Origin of the sequence: Nocardioides eburneiflavus (assembly GCF_004785795.1) — a bacterium.
Taxonomy (GTDB): domain Bacteria; phylum Actinomycetota; class Actinomycetes; order Propionibacteriales; family Nocardioidaceae; genus Nocardioides; species Nocardioides eburneiflavus.
Window position 1 is genome coordinate 434,894 of the sequence record NZ_SRRO01000001.1, and the last position, 15,951, is coordinate 450,844.

General features: G+C 73.4%; 17 protein-coding genes and 1 riboswitch. Of the genes, 13 read left to right on the forward strand and 4 right to left on the reverse strand.

The window, feature by feature from the left end:
* Positions 1-174 precede the first annotated feature (174 nt).
* A riboswitch (TPP riboswitch) is annotated at positions 175-284 on the forward strand.
* From thiE to thiC, 6 genes are all read left to right on the forward strand, one after another.
* Entirely contained in the window at positions 279-872 is a 594-nt protein-coding gene (gene thiE, locus EXE59_RS02050) for a thiamine phosphate synthase (protein ID WP_135837403.1), read from the forward strand. It overlaps the preceding riboswitch by 6 nt.
* Positions 872-1,888, forward strand: coding sequence for an FAD-dependent oxidoreductase (locus EXE59_RS02055; protein ID WP_210428859.1), 1,017 nt, complete (start codon positions 872-874; stop codon positions 1,886-1,888). The genes thiE and EXE59_RS02055 overlap by 1 nt, the downstream gene beginning before the upstream one ends.
* Positions 1,879-2,067 (forward strand): sulfur carrier protein ThiS, encoded by a 189-nt coding sequence (thiS, locus tag EXE59_RS02060; RefSeq protein WP_135837404.1) that lies wholly within the window; start codon positions 1,879-1,881, stop codon positions 2,065-2,067. The genes EXE59_RS02055 and thiS overlap by 10 nt, the downstream gene beginning before the upstream one ends.
* Positions 2,064-2,840: a thiazole synthase gene (locus EXE59_RS02065; protein ID WP_135837405.1), complete on the forward strand. Its 777-nt coding sequence runs from the start codon at positions 2,064-2,066 to the stop codon at positions 2,838-2,840. Before thiS ends, EXE59_RS02065 begins: the two co-directional genes overlap by 4 nt.
* Positions 2,837-3,463, forward strand: coding sequence for a thiamine phosphate synthase (locus EXE59_RS02070; RefSeq protein ID WP_135837406.1), 627 nt, complete (start codon positions 2,837-2,839; stop codon positions 3,461-3,463). The genes EXE59_RS02065 and EXE59_RS02070 overlap by 4 nt, the downstream gene beginning before the upstream one ends.
* On the forward strand, positions 3,457-5,916 hold the full coding sequence (gene thiC / locus EXE59_RS02075; RefSeq protein ID WP_425464504.1) for a phosphomethylpyrimidine synthase ThiC: 2,460 nt from the start codon (positions 3,457-3,459) through the stop codon (positions 5,914-5,916). The genes EXE59_RS02070 and thiC overlap by 7 nt, the downstream gene beginning before the upstream one ends.
* 5 nt (positions 5,917-5,921) lie before the next feature.
* On the opposite strand, the gene EXE59_RS02080 is transcribed toward thiC, so the two are convergent.
* The 4 genes from EXE59_RS02080 to EXE59_RS02095 form a co-directional block, all read right to left on the reverse strand.
* Complete coding sequence (locus EXE59_RS02080) at positions 5,922-6,485, reverse strand: LutC/YkgG family protein (RefSeq protein ID WP_246056443.1); 564 nt, start codon at positions 6,483-6,485, stop codon at positions 5,922-5,924.
* 119 nt (positions 6,486-6,604) lie between these two features.
* Positions 6,605-8,083 carry a lactate utilization protein B gene (locus EXE59_RS02085; protein ID WP_135837409.1) on the reverse strand — a complete coding sequence of 493 codons (1,479 nt, stop codon included), beginning with the start codon at positions 8,081-8,083 and terminating at the stop codon, positions 6,605-6,607.
* Positions 8,080-8,820 (reverse strand): (Fe-S)-binding protein, encoded by a 741-nt coding sequence (locus EXE59_RS02090; RefSeq protein WP_135837410.1) that lies wholly within the window; start codon positions 8,818-8,820, stop codon positions 8,080-8,082. Before EXE59_RS02090 ends, EXE59_RS02085 begins: the two co-directional genes overlap by 4 nt.
* Positions 8,821-8,866: 46 nt before the next feature.
* The gene (locus EXE59_RS02095) at positions 8,867-9,328 is read right to left on the reverse strand and encodes a GbsR/MarR family transcriptional regulator (protein WP_135837411.1); all 462 of its coding nucleotides are present in this window, start codon (positions 9,326-9,328) and stop codon (positions 8,867-8,869) included.
* Between the two features lie 54 nt (positions 9,329-9,382).
* Between EXE59_RS02095 and EXE59_RS02100 the strand changes: the two genes are divergently transcribed.
* The 7 genes from EXE59_RS02100 (at position 9,383) to EXE59_RS02125 (ending at position 15,947) form a co-directional block, all read left to right on the forward strand.
* Positions 9,383-10,273, forward strand: coding sequence for an ABC transporter ATP-binding protein (locus tag EXE59_RS02100; protein WP_135837412.1), 891 nt, complete (start codon positions 9,383-9,385; stop codon positions 10,271-10,273).
* Positions 10,270-11,895, forward strand: coding sequence for an ABC transporter permease (locus EXE59_RS02105; RefSeq protein WP_135837413.1), 1,626 nt, complete (start codon positions 10,270-10,272; stop codon positions 11,893-11,895). Before EXE59_RS02100 ends, EXE59_RS02105 begins: the two co-directional genes overlap by 4 nt.
* A gap of 86 nt (positions 11,896-11,981) precedes the next feature.
* A complete protein-coding gene (locus EXE59_RS23575; RefSeq protein ID WP_168218367.1) occupies positions 11,982-12,125 on the forward strand; it encodes a hypothetical protein in 144 nt (47 codons plus the stop codon).
* Between the two features lie 84 nt (positions 12,126-12,209).
* A complete protein-coding gene (locus EXE59_RS02110) occupies positions 12,210-12,734 on the forward strand; it encodes a SigE family RNA polymerase sigma factor (RefSeq protein WP_168218368.1) in 525 nt (174 codons plus the stop codon).
* A complete protein-coding gene (locus EXE59_RS02115) occupies positions 12,731-13,441 on the forward strand; it encodes a hypothetical protein (protein ID WP_135837415.1) in 711 nt (236 codons plus the stop codon). The genes EXE59_RS02110 and EXE59_RS02115 overlap by 4 nt, the downstream gene beginning before the upstream one ends.
* Before the next feature lie 268 nt (positions 13,442-13,709).
* Entirely contained in the window at positions 13,710-14,678 is a 969-nt protein-coding gene (locus EXE59_RS02120) for a hypothetical protein (RefSeq protein ID WP_135837416.1), read from the forward strand.
* Positions 14,679-14,684: 6 nt separating this feature from the next.
* The gene (locus EXE59_RS02125) at positions 14,685-15,947 is read left to right on the forward strand and encodes a hypothetical protein (RefSeq protein WP_168218369.1); all 1,263 of its coding nucleotides are present in this window, start codon (positions 14,685-14,687) and stop codon (positions 15,945-15,947) included.
* Positions 15,948-15,951 lie beyond the last annotated feature (4 nt).

Genomic DNA, 15,951 nt, shown 5'->3' on the forward strand with positions numbered 1-15,951 from the left:
GAACGGATGTCTACCTGAGGACGTCGGTTCCGCGAGGAGAAACGAGAGTGTTGGAACCCGGCCGAGACCCGGGCGCCTCGCCTTTCCGCCGATCGGCGGAAAGGAGAAGGGCCCCATCGAGGTCGAGGACCCGTGCCCTGGAAACGGCCCCCGTGCAGCCTCTGCTAGCGTCACTGCCGTCCACACGGGAGTCCGCGGAAGCGGGCTGAGAGGGAGCTGGAACCGCTCCGACCGTCGTACCTGATCCGGGTCATGCCGGCGAAGGAAGTGAGTTCCACATGGCTCTGCCACGCATCTTCTGCCTGGTCTCCTCGAGAGACGACCTGTCGCTGCTGTCCGACCTCGCCGAGGCGGGGGTCGACGGCTTCCAGGTCCGCGACAAGGACGTCACCACCCGCGAGCTCGTCGAGCTGACCCGCGTCGTGCAGGCGGCCGTACGCCCCGCCGGAGCGACGGTGGTGGTCGACGACCGGCTCGACGTGGCGCTCGCCACCGGGGCCGACGGCGTGCACCTCGGCGCCGACGACCTCCCCGTCGGGCTCGCGACGCGGGCGGCGCCGCACCTGCTGGTCGGCGCGACCTGTCGCGACCGGTCGGACGTCGAGCGCGCCGCGGCGGCCGGGGCGGCGTACGCCGGCTTCGGCCCGGTCTTCGCGACCTCGAGCAAGTCGGGCCTGCCGGACCCGCTGGGACCGGGCGCGGTGGCGGCCGCCTGCGGCGTGCTGCCGCTGGTGGCCATCGGCGGCATCGACGCCGGCCGGGTGGCTCCGGTCCTCGACGCGGGTGCGCACGGCGTCGCGGTCCTGGGCGCGATCTGGCGCGAACCCGATCCCGTGGCAGTGGCGAAGGAGCTGGTGCGGGAGCTCGGCTGATGCGCGTGCACGTCCTCGGCGCCGGCATCGTCGGGCTCGCTTGCGCCGACGAGCTCGTCGCCCGCGGCCACGACGTCGCGGTCGTCGACCCCGCACCCGGCAGCGGTGCGTCGGCCGTCGCGGCCGGGATGCTCTCGCCCGGCGGGGAGGCCTGGCACGGCGAGCCCGACGTCCACCGGCTCGGCGCCGCGAGCGCCCGCCTGTGGCCGGCGTACGCCGCGCGGCTGGGCGTGCCGCTGCACGACCACGGGACCCTCGTGGTGGGCCACGATGCGGCGGACCGGCTCGACGTCGAGGAACAGGCCGAGGTGCTGGGAACTCTGGGCGTCGACGCCGCCGTGCTGACGTCGGCCCAGGTGCGTCGGCTCGAGCCTGCGCTGGGGCGGGTCGCCGGAGGACTGGTGCTCGACGACCGCGCCGTCGACCCGCGGGCCGTGGTCGCCGCTCTCCTCCGCCGGCTGCGTGAGCGGGTCCACGCCCGTCCCCCGCTCACCGCCGCGGACGCCGTCGTCGTCGCCACCGGCTCCCGCCTCCCGGCGCCCTGGACGGGGCTGGTGCGAGGCGTGCGCGGCGAGGTCGTGCGGCTGCGGACCGATGACCCGCCGCGTCACGTCGTGCGGGGCTGGGTGGCTGGCGAGCCGGTCTACGTGGTGCCACGCGCCGGCGGCGAGGTGGTCGTCGGCGCGACGGTCGAGGAGCACGACGCGGGTCCGGTGCCGACGGCCGGCGGCGTGCTGCGGCTGCTGCGGGCCGCCCGAGTCCTGCTGCCGTCGCTCGACCGCGCGGAGGTGCTGGGCTGCGACGCCCGCGACCGCCCGGCGACGGCGGACCACCTGCCGCTCGTCGGCCCCACCCCTGACCCCCGGACCTTCCTCGCCGCCGGGCACTTCCGCCACGGCGTGCTCCTCGCTCCCCTCACCGCGCGGCTCCTCGCCGACGCGGTCGAGGGCGCCGACCCCGATCCCGCCGTCGACCCGCGACGGCTGCTCGACCCAGGAGGACCGCAGTGCACCTGACCCTCAACGGCGTCGCCCGCGACACCGACGCCGTCACCCTGCTCGACCTCGTCGGACCCCTCCCCGACGGCCAAGCCGTCGCGGTCAACCACGAGGTCGTCCCGCGCAGCGAGCACGGCACCCGGCTGCTGGTCGACGGCGACGTCGTCGACGTGGTGACGGCGGTGGCCGGCGGATGACCGCCCCGACGAGCGACCTGGTGATCGCCGGCCGACCTCTGTCCTCGCGGCTCCTTCTCGGCACGGGCGGGCTCCCCCGCCCCGACCTCGTCCAGCCCGTGCTGGAGGCTGCGCGGCCCGGACTGGTGACGGTCAGCGTGCGGCGTACGTCGAGCTCCGCCCCCGGCGGGCTGCTGGCCCTGGTGCGCGAGGCCGGGGTCCCCGTCCTGCCCAACACGGCCGGCTGCCTCTCGGCGCGCGAGGCGGTGACGACCGCCGAGCTGGCGCGTGAGGCGCTGGGCACCGACTGGGTGAAGCTCGAGGTGATCGGCGACGAGACCAGCCTCCTGCCCGACGCCGTCGAGCTGCTCGAGGCCGCGGCCGAGCTCGTCGGGCGGGGCTTCACCGTGCTGCCGTACACGACGGCCGACCCGGTCCTCGCCCGCCGTCTCGCCGACGCCGGCTGCGCGGCGGTGATGCCCCTCGGGTCCCCGATCGGGTCCGGGCTGGGCATCCTCGACCCGTACGCGATCGAGGCCGTCGTCGCTGCAGTCGACGTGCCGGTCGTCCTCGACGCCGGGATCGGCTCCGCCTCCGACGCGGCGCGCGCGATGGAGCTCGGCTGCGACGCGGTCCTCGCCGCCACCGCGGTGACGCGGGCGGTGGACCCTGTGGCGATGGCGCGCGCCCTCCGCCTGGCCGTCGAGTCGGGCACCGCGGCCCGTGGCGCCGGCCGGATCCCGCGGCGCACCACGGCCCGCTCGGCCAGTCCGCTCGAGGGGAGGATCGCGTGATCCCGCGGCTGGTGCTGCTGACCGACCGGTCCCAGCTCCGGCTCGGCCGCGGGCTCGTCCGCACCGTGCGGGAGTGCGTCGACGCCGGCCTGCGCGCCGTGGTGGTCCGCGAGCACGACCTCGAACCCGGTCAGCGGCACGCCCTCCTCAGCACCCTCGCGGCGATCGACGGCCTCACCGTGGTCTCGTCACGGATCCCCGACGACTGCGCCCACGGCCTGCACCTCGCGGCCCACCAGCCCGCACCGGCCGACGGCTGCTGGGGCAGGTCGTGCCACTCCCGCGCCGACGTCGCCCGTGCCGCCGGGCAGGGCGCGTCCTGGACGACCCTCTCGCCGTACGCCGTCAGCGCCAGCAAGCCGGGCCACGGCCCCGCGCTCCCCGCCTCCGCCTGGGCCGGGCACGCGCTGCCAGTGCTCGCCCTGGCCGGGATCGACGCGACCAACGCGGCGGCTGCCGTCGCGGCCGGTGCCCACGGCGTCGCGGTCATGGGAGCGGTCATGCGGGCCGAGGACCCGGCCGCCGTCGTCGCCGCCCTGCTGCGGGAGCTGCCGAACACCCCACGACGTTCTTCTCCTCCGCTGCGCTCCCCCGAACAACGCCGCAGGGACCCCGGGTGCTGACCCCGCCCGTGGTGCTCGCCGTCGCCGGCACCGACAGCGGCGGGGCCGCCGGACTGGCCGCCGACCTCGCGACGATCGGGCACCTCGGCTGCCACGCCGCGTGCGCGGTCACCGCGGTGACCGCGCAGGACACCACCGGCGTCCAGGCGGTCCACGAGGTGCCCGTCCGGGTCGTCGCGCAGCAGGTCGGCGCGGTCCTCGGCGACCTCCCGGTCGCGGTCGTGAAGACCGGCATGCTCGGCACCCCCGCCGTCGTCCGCCTGGTCGCCGACCGCCTCCGCCACCTCCGGATCGTGGTGGACCCGGTCCTCGCCGCCACCAGCGGCGCGGTGCTCGGCGACGCCGGCGTCGCGGCGGCGTACGTCGAGCACCTCCTCCCGGCCGCGCTGGTCGCCACCCCCAACCTCGACGAGGCCCGCACCCTCACGGGCCACGACGCACCGGCGCCCGAGCTCGCCGCGCGGCTCGCCGACCTCGGCTGCGCGGTCGTGCTGACCGGCGGGCCCGAGTGGCGTCCCGGGTCGACCACCGCCACGTGCACCGACTGGCTGTGCGAGGCCGGCCGCACCGCGACGGCGCTGCGGCACCCGGCCGTCACCACGACCGCCGACCACGGCACCGGCTGCACCCACGCCAGCGCGCTCGCCGCGCGGATCGCCCACGGCGACGCCCTCGAGGACGCCGCGCGCGCCGCCGCGGCGTACGTCTCGGACCGCCTCGCCGACAGCAGCAGCTGGCGCCTCGGGCGCGGCCGCGGCCCCGTCTCCCACCTCTCCCCAACCCTTCCAGGAGGAACCCGCATGACCGTCCACCCCGCCCACGAGCGCGTGCTCACCGGCCACCTCGGCGTGCCCGTCACCCGCGTCCGGCTCACCAACGGCGAGACCTTCGACCGCTACTGCACCTCCGGGCCCGGCGCCGCCCCCGAGGTGGGCCTGCCCCCGCTGCGCGCCGACTGGATCGCCGCGCGCGACGACACCGAGGCGTACGCCGGCCGCGAGCCCGAGCTGCTCGACAACGGCCGCTCCGCCGTACGCCGCGGCGGCGCCCGCGAGGAGTGGCCGGGCGGCCGGCGCCCGCCGCTCCGGGCGCGCGCCGGACGCACCGTCACCCAGCTCCACTACGCCCGTCAGGGGATCGTGACGCCGGAGATGGCGTACGTCGCCGCACGCGAGGGCTGCGACGTCGAGCTGGTGCGCAGCGAGGTCGCCGCCGGGCGGGCGATCATCCCCGCCAACGTCAACCACCCCGAGAGCGAGCCGATGGTCATCGGCCGGCGCTTCCTGGTGAAGGTCAACGCGAACATCGGCAACAGCGCCGTCACCTCCTCGATCGCCGAGGAGGTCGACAAGCTCACCTGGGCGACGACGTGGGGCGCGGACACCGTCATGGACCTCTCCACCGGCGAGGACATCCACACCACGCGGGAGTGGATCCTGCGCAGCTCGCCCGTCCCGATCGGCACGGTCCCGCTCTACCAGGCGCTGGAGAAGGTCGGCGGCGAGGCGGACCGGCTGACGTGGGAGGTCTTCCGCGACACCGTGGTGGAGCAGTGCGAGCAGGGTGTCGACTACATGACGATCCACGCCGGCGTGCTGCTGCGGCACGTGCCGCTCACGGCCCAGCGGGTCACCGGGATCGTCTCGCGCGGCGGGTCGATCATGGCCGGCTGGTGCCTGGCGCACCACGAGGAGAACTTCCTCTTCACCCACTTCGACGAGCTGTGCGAGATCTTCGCGGCCTACGACGTGGCGTTCTCCCTCGGCGACGGCCTGCGGCCCGGCAGCGTCGCCGACGCCAACGACGCCGCTCAGATGGCCGAGCTGCGCACCCTCGCCGAGCTCACCGTGCGCGCGTGGGAGCACGACGTCCAGGTGATGGTCGAGGGCCCCGGGCACGTGCCGCTCGACCTGGTGGAGGAGAACGTACGCCTCCAGCAGGAGTGGTGCCACGGCGCGCCGTTCTACACGCTCGGGCCCCTCGCCACCGACGTCGCGCCGGGCTACGACCACATCACCAGCGCCATCGGTGCCGCCGCGATCGCCATGCACGGCACGGCGATGCTCTGCTACGTCACGCCCAAGGAGCACCTGGGCCTGCCGAACCGCGACGACGTGAAGACCGGGGTCATCACCTACAAGCTGGCCGCGCACGCCGCCGACGTCGCCAAGGGCCACCCCGGCGCGCGCGAGTGGGACGACGCGCTGAGCCGGGCGCGCTTCGAGTTCCGCTGGCACGACCAGTTCGCGCTGTCGCTGGACCCCCCGACCGCGGAGTCGTTCCACGACGAGACGCTCCCGGCCGAGGGCGCCAAGACCGCGCACTTCTGCTCGATGTGCGGCCCGAAGTTCTGCTCGATGCGGATCAGCCAGGACGTGCGCGAGCGCTTCGCCGAGAAGTCGGCGGAGTTCCTGGAGCTGGGCGGGACGGTGTACGTCGACGGCGCTCGATGAGGGGCCTACGCCTGGCCCACCAGCACCACGTGGAGCGTCCGCGGGCCGTGCACGCCCTCGACCCGGTCGAGCTCGATGTCGCTGGTGGCCGACGGGCCGCTGATCCAGGTGAGCGGCCGGGCCGGGTCGAGGAGCGCGATCGCGTCGGGGACGTCGGCGACGACTCGGCTGGCGTCGACGATGCACACGTGCAGGTCGGGGACCAGCGTGATCGCGCGGCGGCCCTGGTCGGGGCCGTGGTCAAGGACGATGGTGCCGGTCTCCGCGATGCCGACGGCCGCGCGGGTCACGACGGCGTCGAGGTCGTCGAGCTCGGCTGCGGTGAGGCCCTGGCGCCGTCCTGAGCCTGTCGAAGGGTCGACGACCGCGCCCGTCACGTGCAGGCCGAGCCCGGGAGGCACGACCGCGCGCGCCGAACCGAGCACGTCGCGGACCACCTGCTCGACCTCGTCGGCGGCGCACCGGGTCACGACCGCGCGGTAGTCGGCGACCCGCTCGGCGAAGAGGCCGGCGAGGTCGCCGCGGTCCGGCACGCGAGGGGCCGGAGGCACCTCGACCACGGGCGACACGCCGTCGAGGGCCGAGCGGACACGCCGCAGGATGTCGTCGCGGGCGCTGGTTTCGGGGTCCCCGCGGCGTTGTTCGACGGAGGAGCGAAGCGGGGGAGGAGAAGAACGTCGTGGGGTGTTCAACTCCGGCCCCCGTCCGTGCGGTCCCACCACGCGCGGAACGACTCGGTCGGCGGCACGGGCAGGTCACGGGCCCCGGTCCACCCGGCCGCGGGACCGGGGAGGCGGCCGGTGGCCGCGCGCCCGCCCGGGAGGGTCGTACGGGAGAAGCGGCCGATGACCCGACCGGCCAGGCCGGAGACGCGCTCGGCCCACGCGAGGCGGCGCGAGTCGGAGAACGCCCAGGCAGCGGCCTTCATCGCCACGGCCTCGGGCGTGAGCACGCGGTCGCCGCGGTGCGAGTCGACGACCGCGGCACGCTGGTCGACCAGCACCGACGGGATGTCGATGCGCACCGGGCAGACCTCGAAGCACGCCCCGCACAGCGAGGAGGCGTACGGCAGGGAGGCGGTCTGCTCGTCGGAGACGCCGTGGAGCAGCGGGTTGAGGATCGCGCCGATCGGGCCGGGGTAGACCGAGCCGTACGCGTGCCCGCCGACCCGCTCGTAGACCGGGCACACGTTGAGGCACGCCGAGCAGCGGATGCAGCGCAGCGCCTGGCGTCCGACGTCGTCGGCCAGCGCGCGGGTGCGGCCGTTGTCGAGGAGCACGACGTGCACCTCCCGCGGTCCGTCGCCGGACGTGACCCCGGACCAGGTCGAGGTGTAGGGGTTCATCCGCTCGCCGGTCGACGAGCGCGGCAGCAGCCGCAGCAGCGGGTCGAGGTCGGACCAGGTCGCCACGACCTTCTCGATCCCGACCACGCTGATGAGCACCTCGGGCAGGGTCAGGCACATCCGCCCGTTGCCCTCGGACTCGACGACCACGAGGGTGCCGGTGTCGGCGACGGCGAAGTTGGCACCGGACACGGCGACCTTCGCGCGGAGGAACTTCTCGCGCAGGTGCTCGCGCGCCGCGGCGGCGAGGACGGCCGGCTCGTCGGTCAGGGCGGGCGGGGCGGGGCGGCCGACATCGCCCATCCGGCGCAGGAAGACCTCGCGGATCTCCGCGCGGTTGCGGTGGATCGCCGGCACCAGGATGTGGGAGGGCAGGTCGTCGCCGAGCTGCACGATGAGCTCGGCCAGGTCGGTCTCCCAGGCCGCGATGCCCTCGGCCTCGAGCGCCTCGTTGAGGCCGATCTCGGCGGTGGCCATCGACTTGACCTTGACCACCTCGTCGGCACCGTGGGCCTTCGTGACCGCGGCGACGATCGCGCACGCCTCCTCCGCGTCGCGCGCCCAGTGCACGGTCGCGCCGGCGCGGGTGAGTGACTCCTCCAGGGTCTCGAGGTGGGTGGCGAGGTCACGGAGGGCAGCCTCCTTCACGCCGGCACCGGCGAGCCGCAGCTCCTCCCAGTCCTCGACCTCAGCGACGACCGCGGCTCGCTTGTCGCGGATGACGTGGGTGGCGTGGGCGAGGTTGCGGCGCAGCTGGGTGTCGCCGAGCGCCTCGCGGGCGGCGGCCGGGAAGGCGGGCATCCCGACGAAGGTGCCGCTCATCCCTCGTCCTCCTCGGTGGATGCCAGCACCTCGGCCAGGTGCATGACCCGTACGCCCGCGCGCTGGCGCGACAGCATCCCGCCGACGTGCATCAGGCACGAGCTGTCGCCCGCCACCAGCACCTCCGCGCCGGTGTCGCGGACGTGGCGGGCCTTGTCGGCGCCCATCGCGATCGACGTGTCCGCGTTCTTGAGGGCGAACGTGCCGCCGAAGCCGCAGCACTCGCTCGCGTGCGGCAGGTCGGCCAGCTCGATCCCGCGTACGGCCTCCAGCAGCCGGCGCGGCCGGTCGCCCACGCCGAGCATCCGCAGGCTGTGGCACGTCGGGTGGTAGGTCACGCGGTGCGGGAAGTAGGCGCCCGCGTCGGTCACGCCCAGCACGTCGACGAGGAACTCGCTCAGCTCATACGTCCGTGGCGTCGTCTGCGCGACCGCCGCCACCAGCGCCGGATCACCCGACCGCTCGGCCACGATGGAGTGCTGGTGGCGAGCCGACCCCGCGCACGAGCCCGACGGCGTCACGATCGCGTCGTAGCCCGCGAACGCGTCGACGAACGTCCGCACCACCGGGACCGCCTCGTCGAGGTAGCCCGTGTTGACCATCGGCTGCCCGCAGCACGTCTGCGCCCGCGGGAAGTCGACCTCGACGCCGAGACGGCGCAGCAGCCGCACGACGGCCTTCCCCGTGTCGGGGAACATGGCGTCGTTGACGCAGGTGACCTGGAGGGCGACCCTCACGCGCTCGATCCTTCCACGCGCGGGTCGGCGGACGTGCTGCCCCGCCTCACCGGTGCGCGGCGCGCCACTCCCGCCACCGACGGTCGAGGTCCCGTGAGTTCTCCTGCACGAACCGGAAGTAGTCGCGGGTCTCCTCGACCCGCTCGCGCCCGGCGGACCCCTCCGGCAGCAGGTCGACGGCCTCCTGGACGGACTCGATGATGACGTCCAGGACGGGCAGCCGGGCGGCCTGGATCGTGCTCCAGATGTCGCCGTCGCGGACGCGGAACAGGTCGCCTCGACCGGCCGGGTTCCGTTCGCGCACCACCAGGTGGGTGTCGGCGAGGTACCGGACGGCACCGGAGATGGCGGCCGGGGACACGTCGAGCCCCTGCGCCAGCTCCGCAGCGGTGTAGGCGGACTGGTCGTCGGCCAGGATGTAGGCGAAGACCCGTGCGGGCATGCGTGGCAGACCCATCGTCTCCAGGGTCTGGCCGAGCCGTTCGACGGCACGCGCGAGGTCGCTCACGGGCCTCACTATATAGCCTTCACAAGTTTGTGAAAGTTGTGCGACACTCGGGACATGGCTGTCATCGAGCTCCACGACGTCGTCAAGACCTTCGGCACCACCCACGCACTCGACCACCTCGACCTCACCGTCGAGCAGGGCGAGGTGCACGGGTTCCTCGGCCCCAACGGCGCCGGGAAGTCCACCACCATCCGGGTCCTCCTCGGCCTGCTGCGGACCGACTCCGGCACCGCCAGCATGCTGGGCGGCGACCCGTGGCGCGACGCCGCGACGCTGCACCGCCGGCTCGCGTACGTGCCGGGCGACGTGTCGCTGTGGCCGAACCTGAGCGGAGGAGAGGTCATCGACGTGCTCGCCCGGATGCGCGGCGGGCTGGACGAGGCCCGGCGCGCCGAGATGCTCGAGCGCTTCGACCTCGACCCGACGAAGAAGGCGCGCACCTACTCCAAGGGCAACCGGCAGAAGGTCGCGCTGGTCGCCGCGCTCGCCAGCCGCGCCGACCTCTACCTGCTCGACGAGCCCACGTCCGGCCTGGACCCGCTGATGGAGGCCGAGTTCCAGGAGGCGATCCTCGAGCTCAAGGACGAGGGCGCCACCATCCTGCTCAGCTCCCACATCCTGGCCGAGGCCGAGGCCCTCGCCGACCGCATCAGCATCATCCGCGCCGGACGGGTCGTGCAGTCCGGCACGCTGGCCGAGCTGCGCCACCTGACCCGCACCACCGTCATCGCCGAGACCGACCGGCCGGCCACGGACATCGCAGCGGTGCCGGGCGTCCACGAGCCCGAGCTGCACGGCAACCGGGTCACCTTCGACGTCGACTCCGACCACCTCGACGCGGCGGTGACCGCGCTCGCCGCGCTCGGCGTACGCTCCCTCGCCGCCCACCCGCCCACGCTGGAGGAGCTCTTCCTGCGCCAGTACGGCGACGAGGTGACCGTATGACCACCCTGGCCACGAGCCCACCCACCAGCTCGGTCACCGGCGTCGGTCACCTGCTGCGCCTCGTCCTGCGCCGCGACCGGGTGCGCCTGCCGCTGTGGGTCGTCGGCCTCGGCGGGACGATCGTCGCGAGCGCCCTGGCCGTGCCCCCGCTCTACGACACCCCGGAGAAGATCGCGGGGTACGCCCGGACCGTCGGCGCCAGCCCGGTGAGCTACCTGATGTCGGGGCGCCAGGTCGGCCTGGACACCCTCGGCGGCATCGTCGCCAACGAGATCTCCCAGGTCGCCCAGCTCGGCGTGTGCCTGATGGTCGTGTTCCTCGTGGTGCGCCACACCCGCGCCGAGGAGGAGTCGGGGCGCGCCGAGCTGCTCCGCTCCACCGTGCTGGGTCGCCACGCCGCCACCCTCGCGGGGCTGGTCTACGGCGTCGCGGCCGCGCTGCTCATCGGCGCCGTCACGACGACCTCGATGCTGGCGGCCGGGCTGGACACCTCCGGCAGCCTCACGTACGGCACCGGGCTCGCCCTGCTCGGCGTGGCGTACACCGCCGTCACGCTGGTCGCCGTCCAGCTGTCCACCTCGGCCCGCGGGGCGCTCGGCCTGGCCGGCGCGGCCGTCGCCGTCGGCTACCTGGTGCGCGGCCTCGGGGCGATGGAGGACAACGCCCTGGTCTGGCTCTCGCCGTTCGGGTGGGCGCAGGGCATGGACGCCTTCGGCGACGAGCGCTGGTGGCCGGCCGCGCTCCTGCTCGCCCTCACCGCGCTCCTGCTGGGCCTCGCAGCCCGGCTGATGGCGCACCGCGACTTCGGCGGAGGGCTCCTCCAGACCCGGCCCGGCCCGGCCCGGGCCGGCTGGCAGCTGAGCACGCCGTTCGGCGTGGCGACCCGGCTCCAGCGCGGCCTGCTGATCGGCTGGGCGGTCGGGCTGTTCCTGCTGGGCCTGCTCTACGGCGCGGTCATCCCCACCGTCCCCGACCTCATCGCCTCCAACCCGGAGATGGCCGACGTGGTCGGTGCGGGAGGACAGGACGCCGAGGACGCGATCGTCGACGCCTTCCTCGCCTACATCTTCCTGTTCATGGCCGTCATCGCGTGCGGTTTCGTCGTCGCCTCCGTCCTGCGCCTGCGCGCCGAGGAGGAGGCCGGACGTACGGAGTCCGTGCTCGCGACGCCGGTCAGCCGGACGTCCTGGATGGCCGCGACCACCGCGCTCGCGCTGGTCGCCGCGGCCAAGCTGACCGTGATCATGGGGCTCGGCCTCGCCGTCGGCTACGGCCTCGGCAGCGGCGAGTGGGACCGGGTCCTCCCGCAGGTCGGCGGGCAGCTCGCCTACCTGCCCGGCACCCTCGTCGTCGGCGCGCTCGCGGTGGCGCTCTTCGGCCTGCGCCCCCGCGCGACCGGGCTCGCCTGGGCGGCCGTCGCGCTGATCGCCCTGCAGGTCATCCTCGGCCAGCTCCTCGGACTGCCCGACGCCGTCCAGGCGATCTCGCCGTTCTGGCACCTGGCCGCGGTGCCGGTCGAGGACTTCGAGGTCGTCCCGTACGTCTCCCTGCTCCTGCTCGCCGGCGCCCTCGTCGCAGCGGGGCTGTGGGGCTACCGGCGGCGGGACGCGGTCGCGGGCTGACGCTGCGCCGAGGCTGCTGACGCGCAGCCGTGGCCCTGCACGCGCCCCCTGAGGAGCCGGTCGCCGGTTCGTATACGGTGCCGCTCGTGGAACTCTCGTTGTGGATCATCGTCGGGCTGCTTCTCCTCGTCGGCGCGGCGCTCCTCGCTCGGGCCGGCCGACGCGCCGAAGCCGCGATCGCCCTGGGGGTCCTCGCAGCCATGGTCGTCTGGCTGATCGCGTTCGGCTGACGCCCTCGCCGAGAACTTCGGATCAGCCCTCAACGAAACGACCTGCCTCGCCGTCAATGTCGTAACGGCAAGCAAGGAGGGCGCGTGCGTCAGAGCAGATCAGGCTCGGACTTCGAGGAGTTCGCGAGGCAACAGACCCCGCAGCTCCTCGTGCTGGCTCGAGCCATGACGGGCAACAACGACGAGGCATGGGACCTCGTCCAGGAGTCGTTGGTCCGCATGGCCGAACGCTGGGAGAAGTCGTCCTTCGATGTCCCGGAGGCCTATGTGCGCACCGTGATGGCACGACTCAACGTCGACCGGTTCCGGCGACTCAGGCGAGAGATCCTGCGTACGCCCCACAGCCACCGCGACGAGGTCGAGGTGGTCGTGTCCGACACCCCCTTGGCAGGGTGGCTGGTGGAGAGCCTTTCCGACCTGTCGCCCAACCAGCGCACGGTGATCGCCCTGCGCTTCGTCGAGGACCTCCCGGTGTCCGACATCGCCGAGCGGCTGGGCTGCTCGGAGGGAACGGCCAAGAGCCACCTGTCGAGGGCCCTCGCCCGTCTTCGAGCATCGCTGCCCGAGCAGCGCCCCGAACATGTCCGACCGAGAGGGAGTGTCCAGTGAGTGACCGCGACGTGCAGGACCGGATCGTGCTCCAGGCGTTCGACGAGCTGCGCCAGTCCCCGACCTTCTCCCCGGACCCCGTCCCCTCGGTGCGCCGGTCGGTGTCGACGCGGCGACGTACGCGTCGGCTCGCCGCGGGTGCCACCGTCCTCGCGGCCGCGAGCGCCGCCTTCGCCGTTGCGGGGCCGTTCGCGCTCCGAGGGGACGTCCCGGTCCCCGTTGCGACCCAGCCGCCGAGCCCCGCGTCACCCGTCGACACCTCGGTGGAGCTGTCGCACCCCGGCGCGCCGAGCGCGCTCATCAGCGACGTCTCGGCAACCTGTGAGTCGTCGAAGTCCCAAGGCCGCGCCATCGCGCTCCTCGTCGTCCAGTCGCACGGTGCCGACGATGCGGTCCTGCGCCTCCAGGGCGACGCGACCGGGCTGGTCGGTGGAACCCGGCTGGCGCTCCCGCTGGACGACACGGGTTCGTCGGCCGGGGAGCCGCCTGCCCTGTTCGAGCTCTTCGCCGCACTCCCCCGAGCCACGGCCGGCCCCGTCGAGGCGAGCAGCACGAGCCCGGCGTCACGAGGAACGGTCGAGGTGGTCACGGCCTCATGCGTCGTCGGCGAACCGGTGGAGCTCAAGTTCGACGTGTGGCTCGGAGCGGAGTCGGGCGGCGAGCGGATCCATGTCGAAGGTCGTGCAGTCGGATCGGTGACGCAGTAGCAGGGACCCCCTCTCGACGTGTCGCGCGGCGAGTCCTTGACTTTCTCGAGAAAGAACAAGATGCTCCGATCGCTGCTTCGACCCAGGGTCGGGGAGGCACTTGTTGCGCAAACCCCACGGGGGGGTCTCGGGTTCCGACGCGACTCTCAATTCTTCATCTCGGGCTTGTTCGACCGCGCCTTGATCCGGGTCGATGCCGCATTCAACGAAACGGCAGGGGAGACCCTGCGTGACCGAAGAAGGTGGCTACTTGAAGCAAGTACGGAGAGTGACGGGCAGTGCGCTGCTCATCGCCAGCCTGCTCACCGCAGGCGCCATGATCCCGGCCGACGCGGCTGGGAACGGCAAACCAGAGATCACCTCTGCCGACGCCTCTGAGATCCAGCAGGCGGCACGCCAGCAGAAGTCGAAGAAGGCCAAGGACGTCGAGGACGCATTCATCCTCGAGCAGTCTCGCCAGGGCAACGCCGTGGATGCGGCAAGCCTCAGCACGGCCGAGGTGGACGGTGCCGTGGTGGTGTGGGAGGACGGCGTCGACGTGACGGCTCTCCAGACCGCCACCACGGAGGCGGAGTCCGGACCGACGGTCGAGATGGCCGTGGAATCGGCTCCCGCAGACCTCGCACCCGCGTCGAAGGTGTCGGGCAACGGCCTGGGTGTCGAGGCCATGACCGGCCGTAGCGGCGGCTCGTGGAACGGCGGCTACTGCACGACCACCGTCGTGTCGTCGCAGACCCTGACGCAGTGCTTCGAGCGTCTGGAGATCGTCAACGACGGCACCTCCACCCGTCAGACGTACTTCTACAACCGGTGGGCGACCGCCACCGGCCAAGCGGTCGACTGGAGCACCGACTGGAAGCCTCGCAAGATCGACATCCAGTCCCGTCCCTGGGCCGGCAAGCGCGGGGACTTTGCCACCCTGCTCAACTACTGGCCGAAGTCCGGCCAGAACACCTGCTCCACCAACTCCTTCAGCGTCGGCGTGGGCAACTTCAGCGCGACCGTCCCTGTGTGGAACTGCGAGGGCATCACACCCGAGCCGAACGCGACCAACATCAAGATGGGGGTCATCTGGTCGGGCGGCGCCGTGTTCGACCAGCGCTCAGAAGGCGCGGACTTCGCCATGGCGATGACGACCTTCAACAAGCCGGCACCGATGGGCGACTACGGCTACGCCAAGTTCTGCAAGAACACGGATGCCAACTGCGAGGGCGTCCTCCGCAAGGATGGCTGGTGACCTGACGTGATGTCCCGGTGGCGACGAACCATCGTCAGGACGGCTCTCGTCACCGTCGTCACGACGGGAGGCGTCGCGTGCACGGCCGACAAGGCCGAGCGCGCGGCGCCTCCCTCCCCGGCGGAGGAGTCGACGACGGACGCGTGCGCGGGTGTGCGCGCCCAGGCCGCGTGCCGCTCGATCACCCTGTCCGACGGACGCGTGGTGCGCTACGCCGTCGTGCGGCCGAGCACGACGGCTGAGGGCGACCTCACCCAGGGCACCGTCATGGACCTCGGCGGCCCCGGGGTCGCACTCTTCGGCGCCGACTGGCCCGGGGAGGCGCTCCAGGCCGTCACCGACCGCCTCGGCACACCGGTCGTCATCCTGGACGAGCCGTGGACGCGGACCCCGTACCCAGCGGGCTGCCGCCAGGCAGCGAGGGCCTGGTACGAGACGCTCCACTCCGGCTCGTCGAGCTCGGGCGCCGAACTGGCAGACGCGTGCGACCTGGGGAAGGGCTTGTGGGGGTGGACCCCTGCGGCCTACGACGAGGCGATGCAGGCCGCGCTGGAGGAGGAGGGTCTGACCTTCGAGCGGTTCGTCGGTGCGTCGTTCGCGGGAGTCCGGCTCGGCTACCTCAGCCGCCAGCCCGACGAGGTCGTCCTCGTCAGCCCGTACCCGTCGGAACAGTCCGCGACCGAGTACCTCACGACGCGCCTCGAGGCCGTGCAGGCGTTCTGCTCCGCCGCACCCGCCGGCGAGACCTGCCGAGGACAGGTGCCCACCGGCGAGGCGGCCAAGCGGTCGATCGAGGTGACACCGTTCGACGTCGGCGCGGCCTGGCTGGGCACCAACTACCAGCGTCGGCCCGTCGCCTTCAAGAAGATGATGGCCGACGAACCCACCGCCGAGGTGCTCGGCGCATTGTCCGACGCCGTCACCGGCCGTTTCGGCGTCACCGACGTCTCACCGGCCACGTTCGCGTACTTCGACGAGGCCTGCGCCTCCTTCGCGCCGTGGGAACCCGAGGTGACGAGCCGGCTCGCGGCAGCGACCTTCCTGCAGCAGTGGCACGCGGTCTGCGCGCAGGTGGACCCCGCGCCCGGGCCCACGAGCACCGCCGCGCCGGCCGCCGACCAGGTGTGCGTGGTCTCCTACCGTGGGGACGCGGTCGTTCCCTCCGGCCGGAGCCAAAAGTCCTGGCAGGGTCGGGCAGACCAACGACGCGTCCTCCCCGGCGTCAACCACGGCGTGATCGACACAGGCGCCCTGGACGCGTGCACCTGAGCAT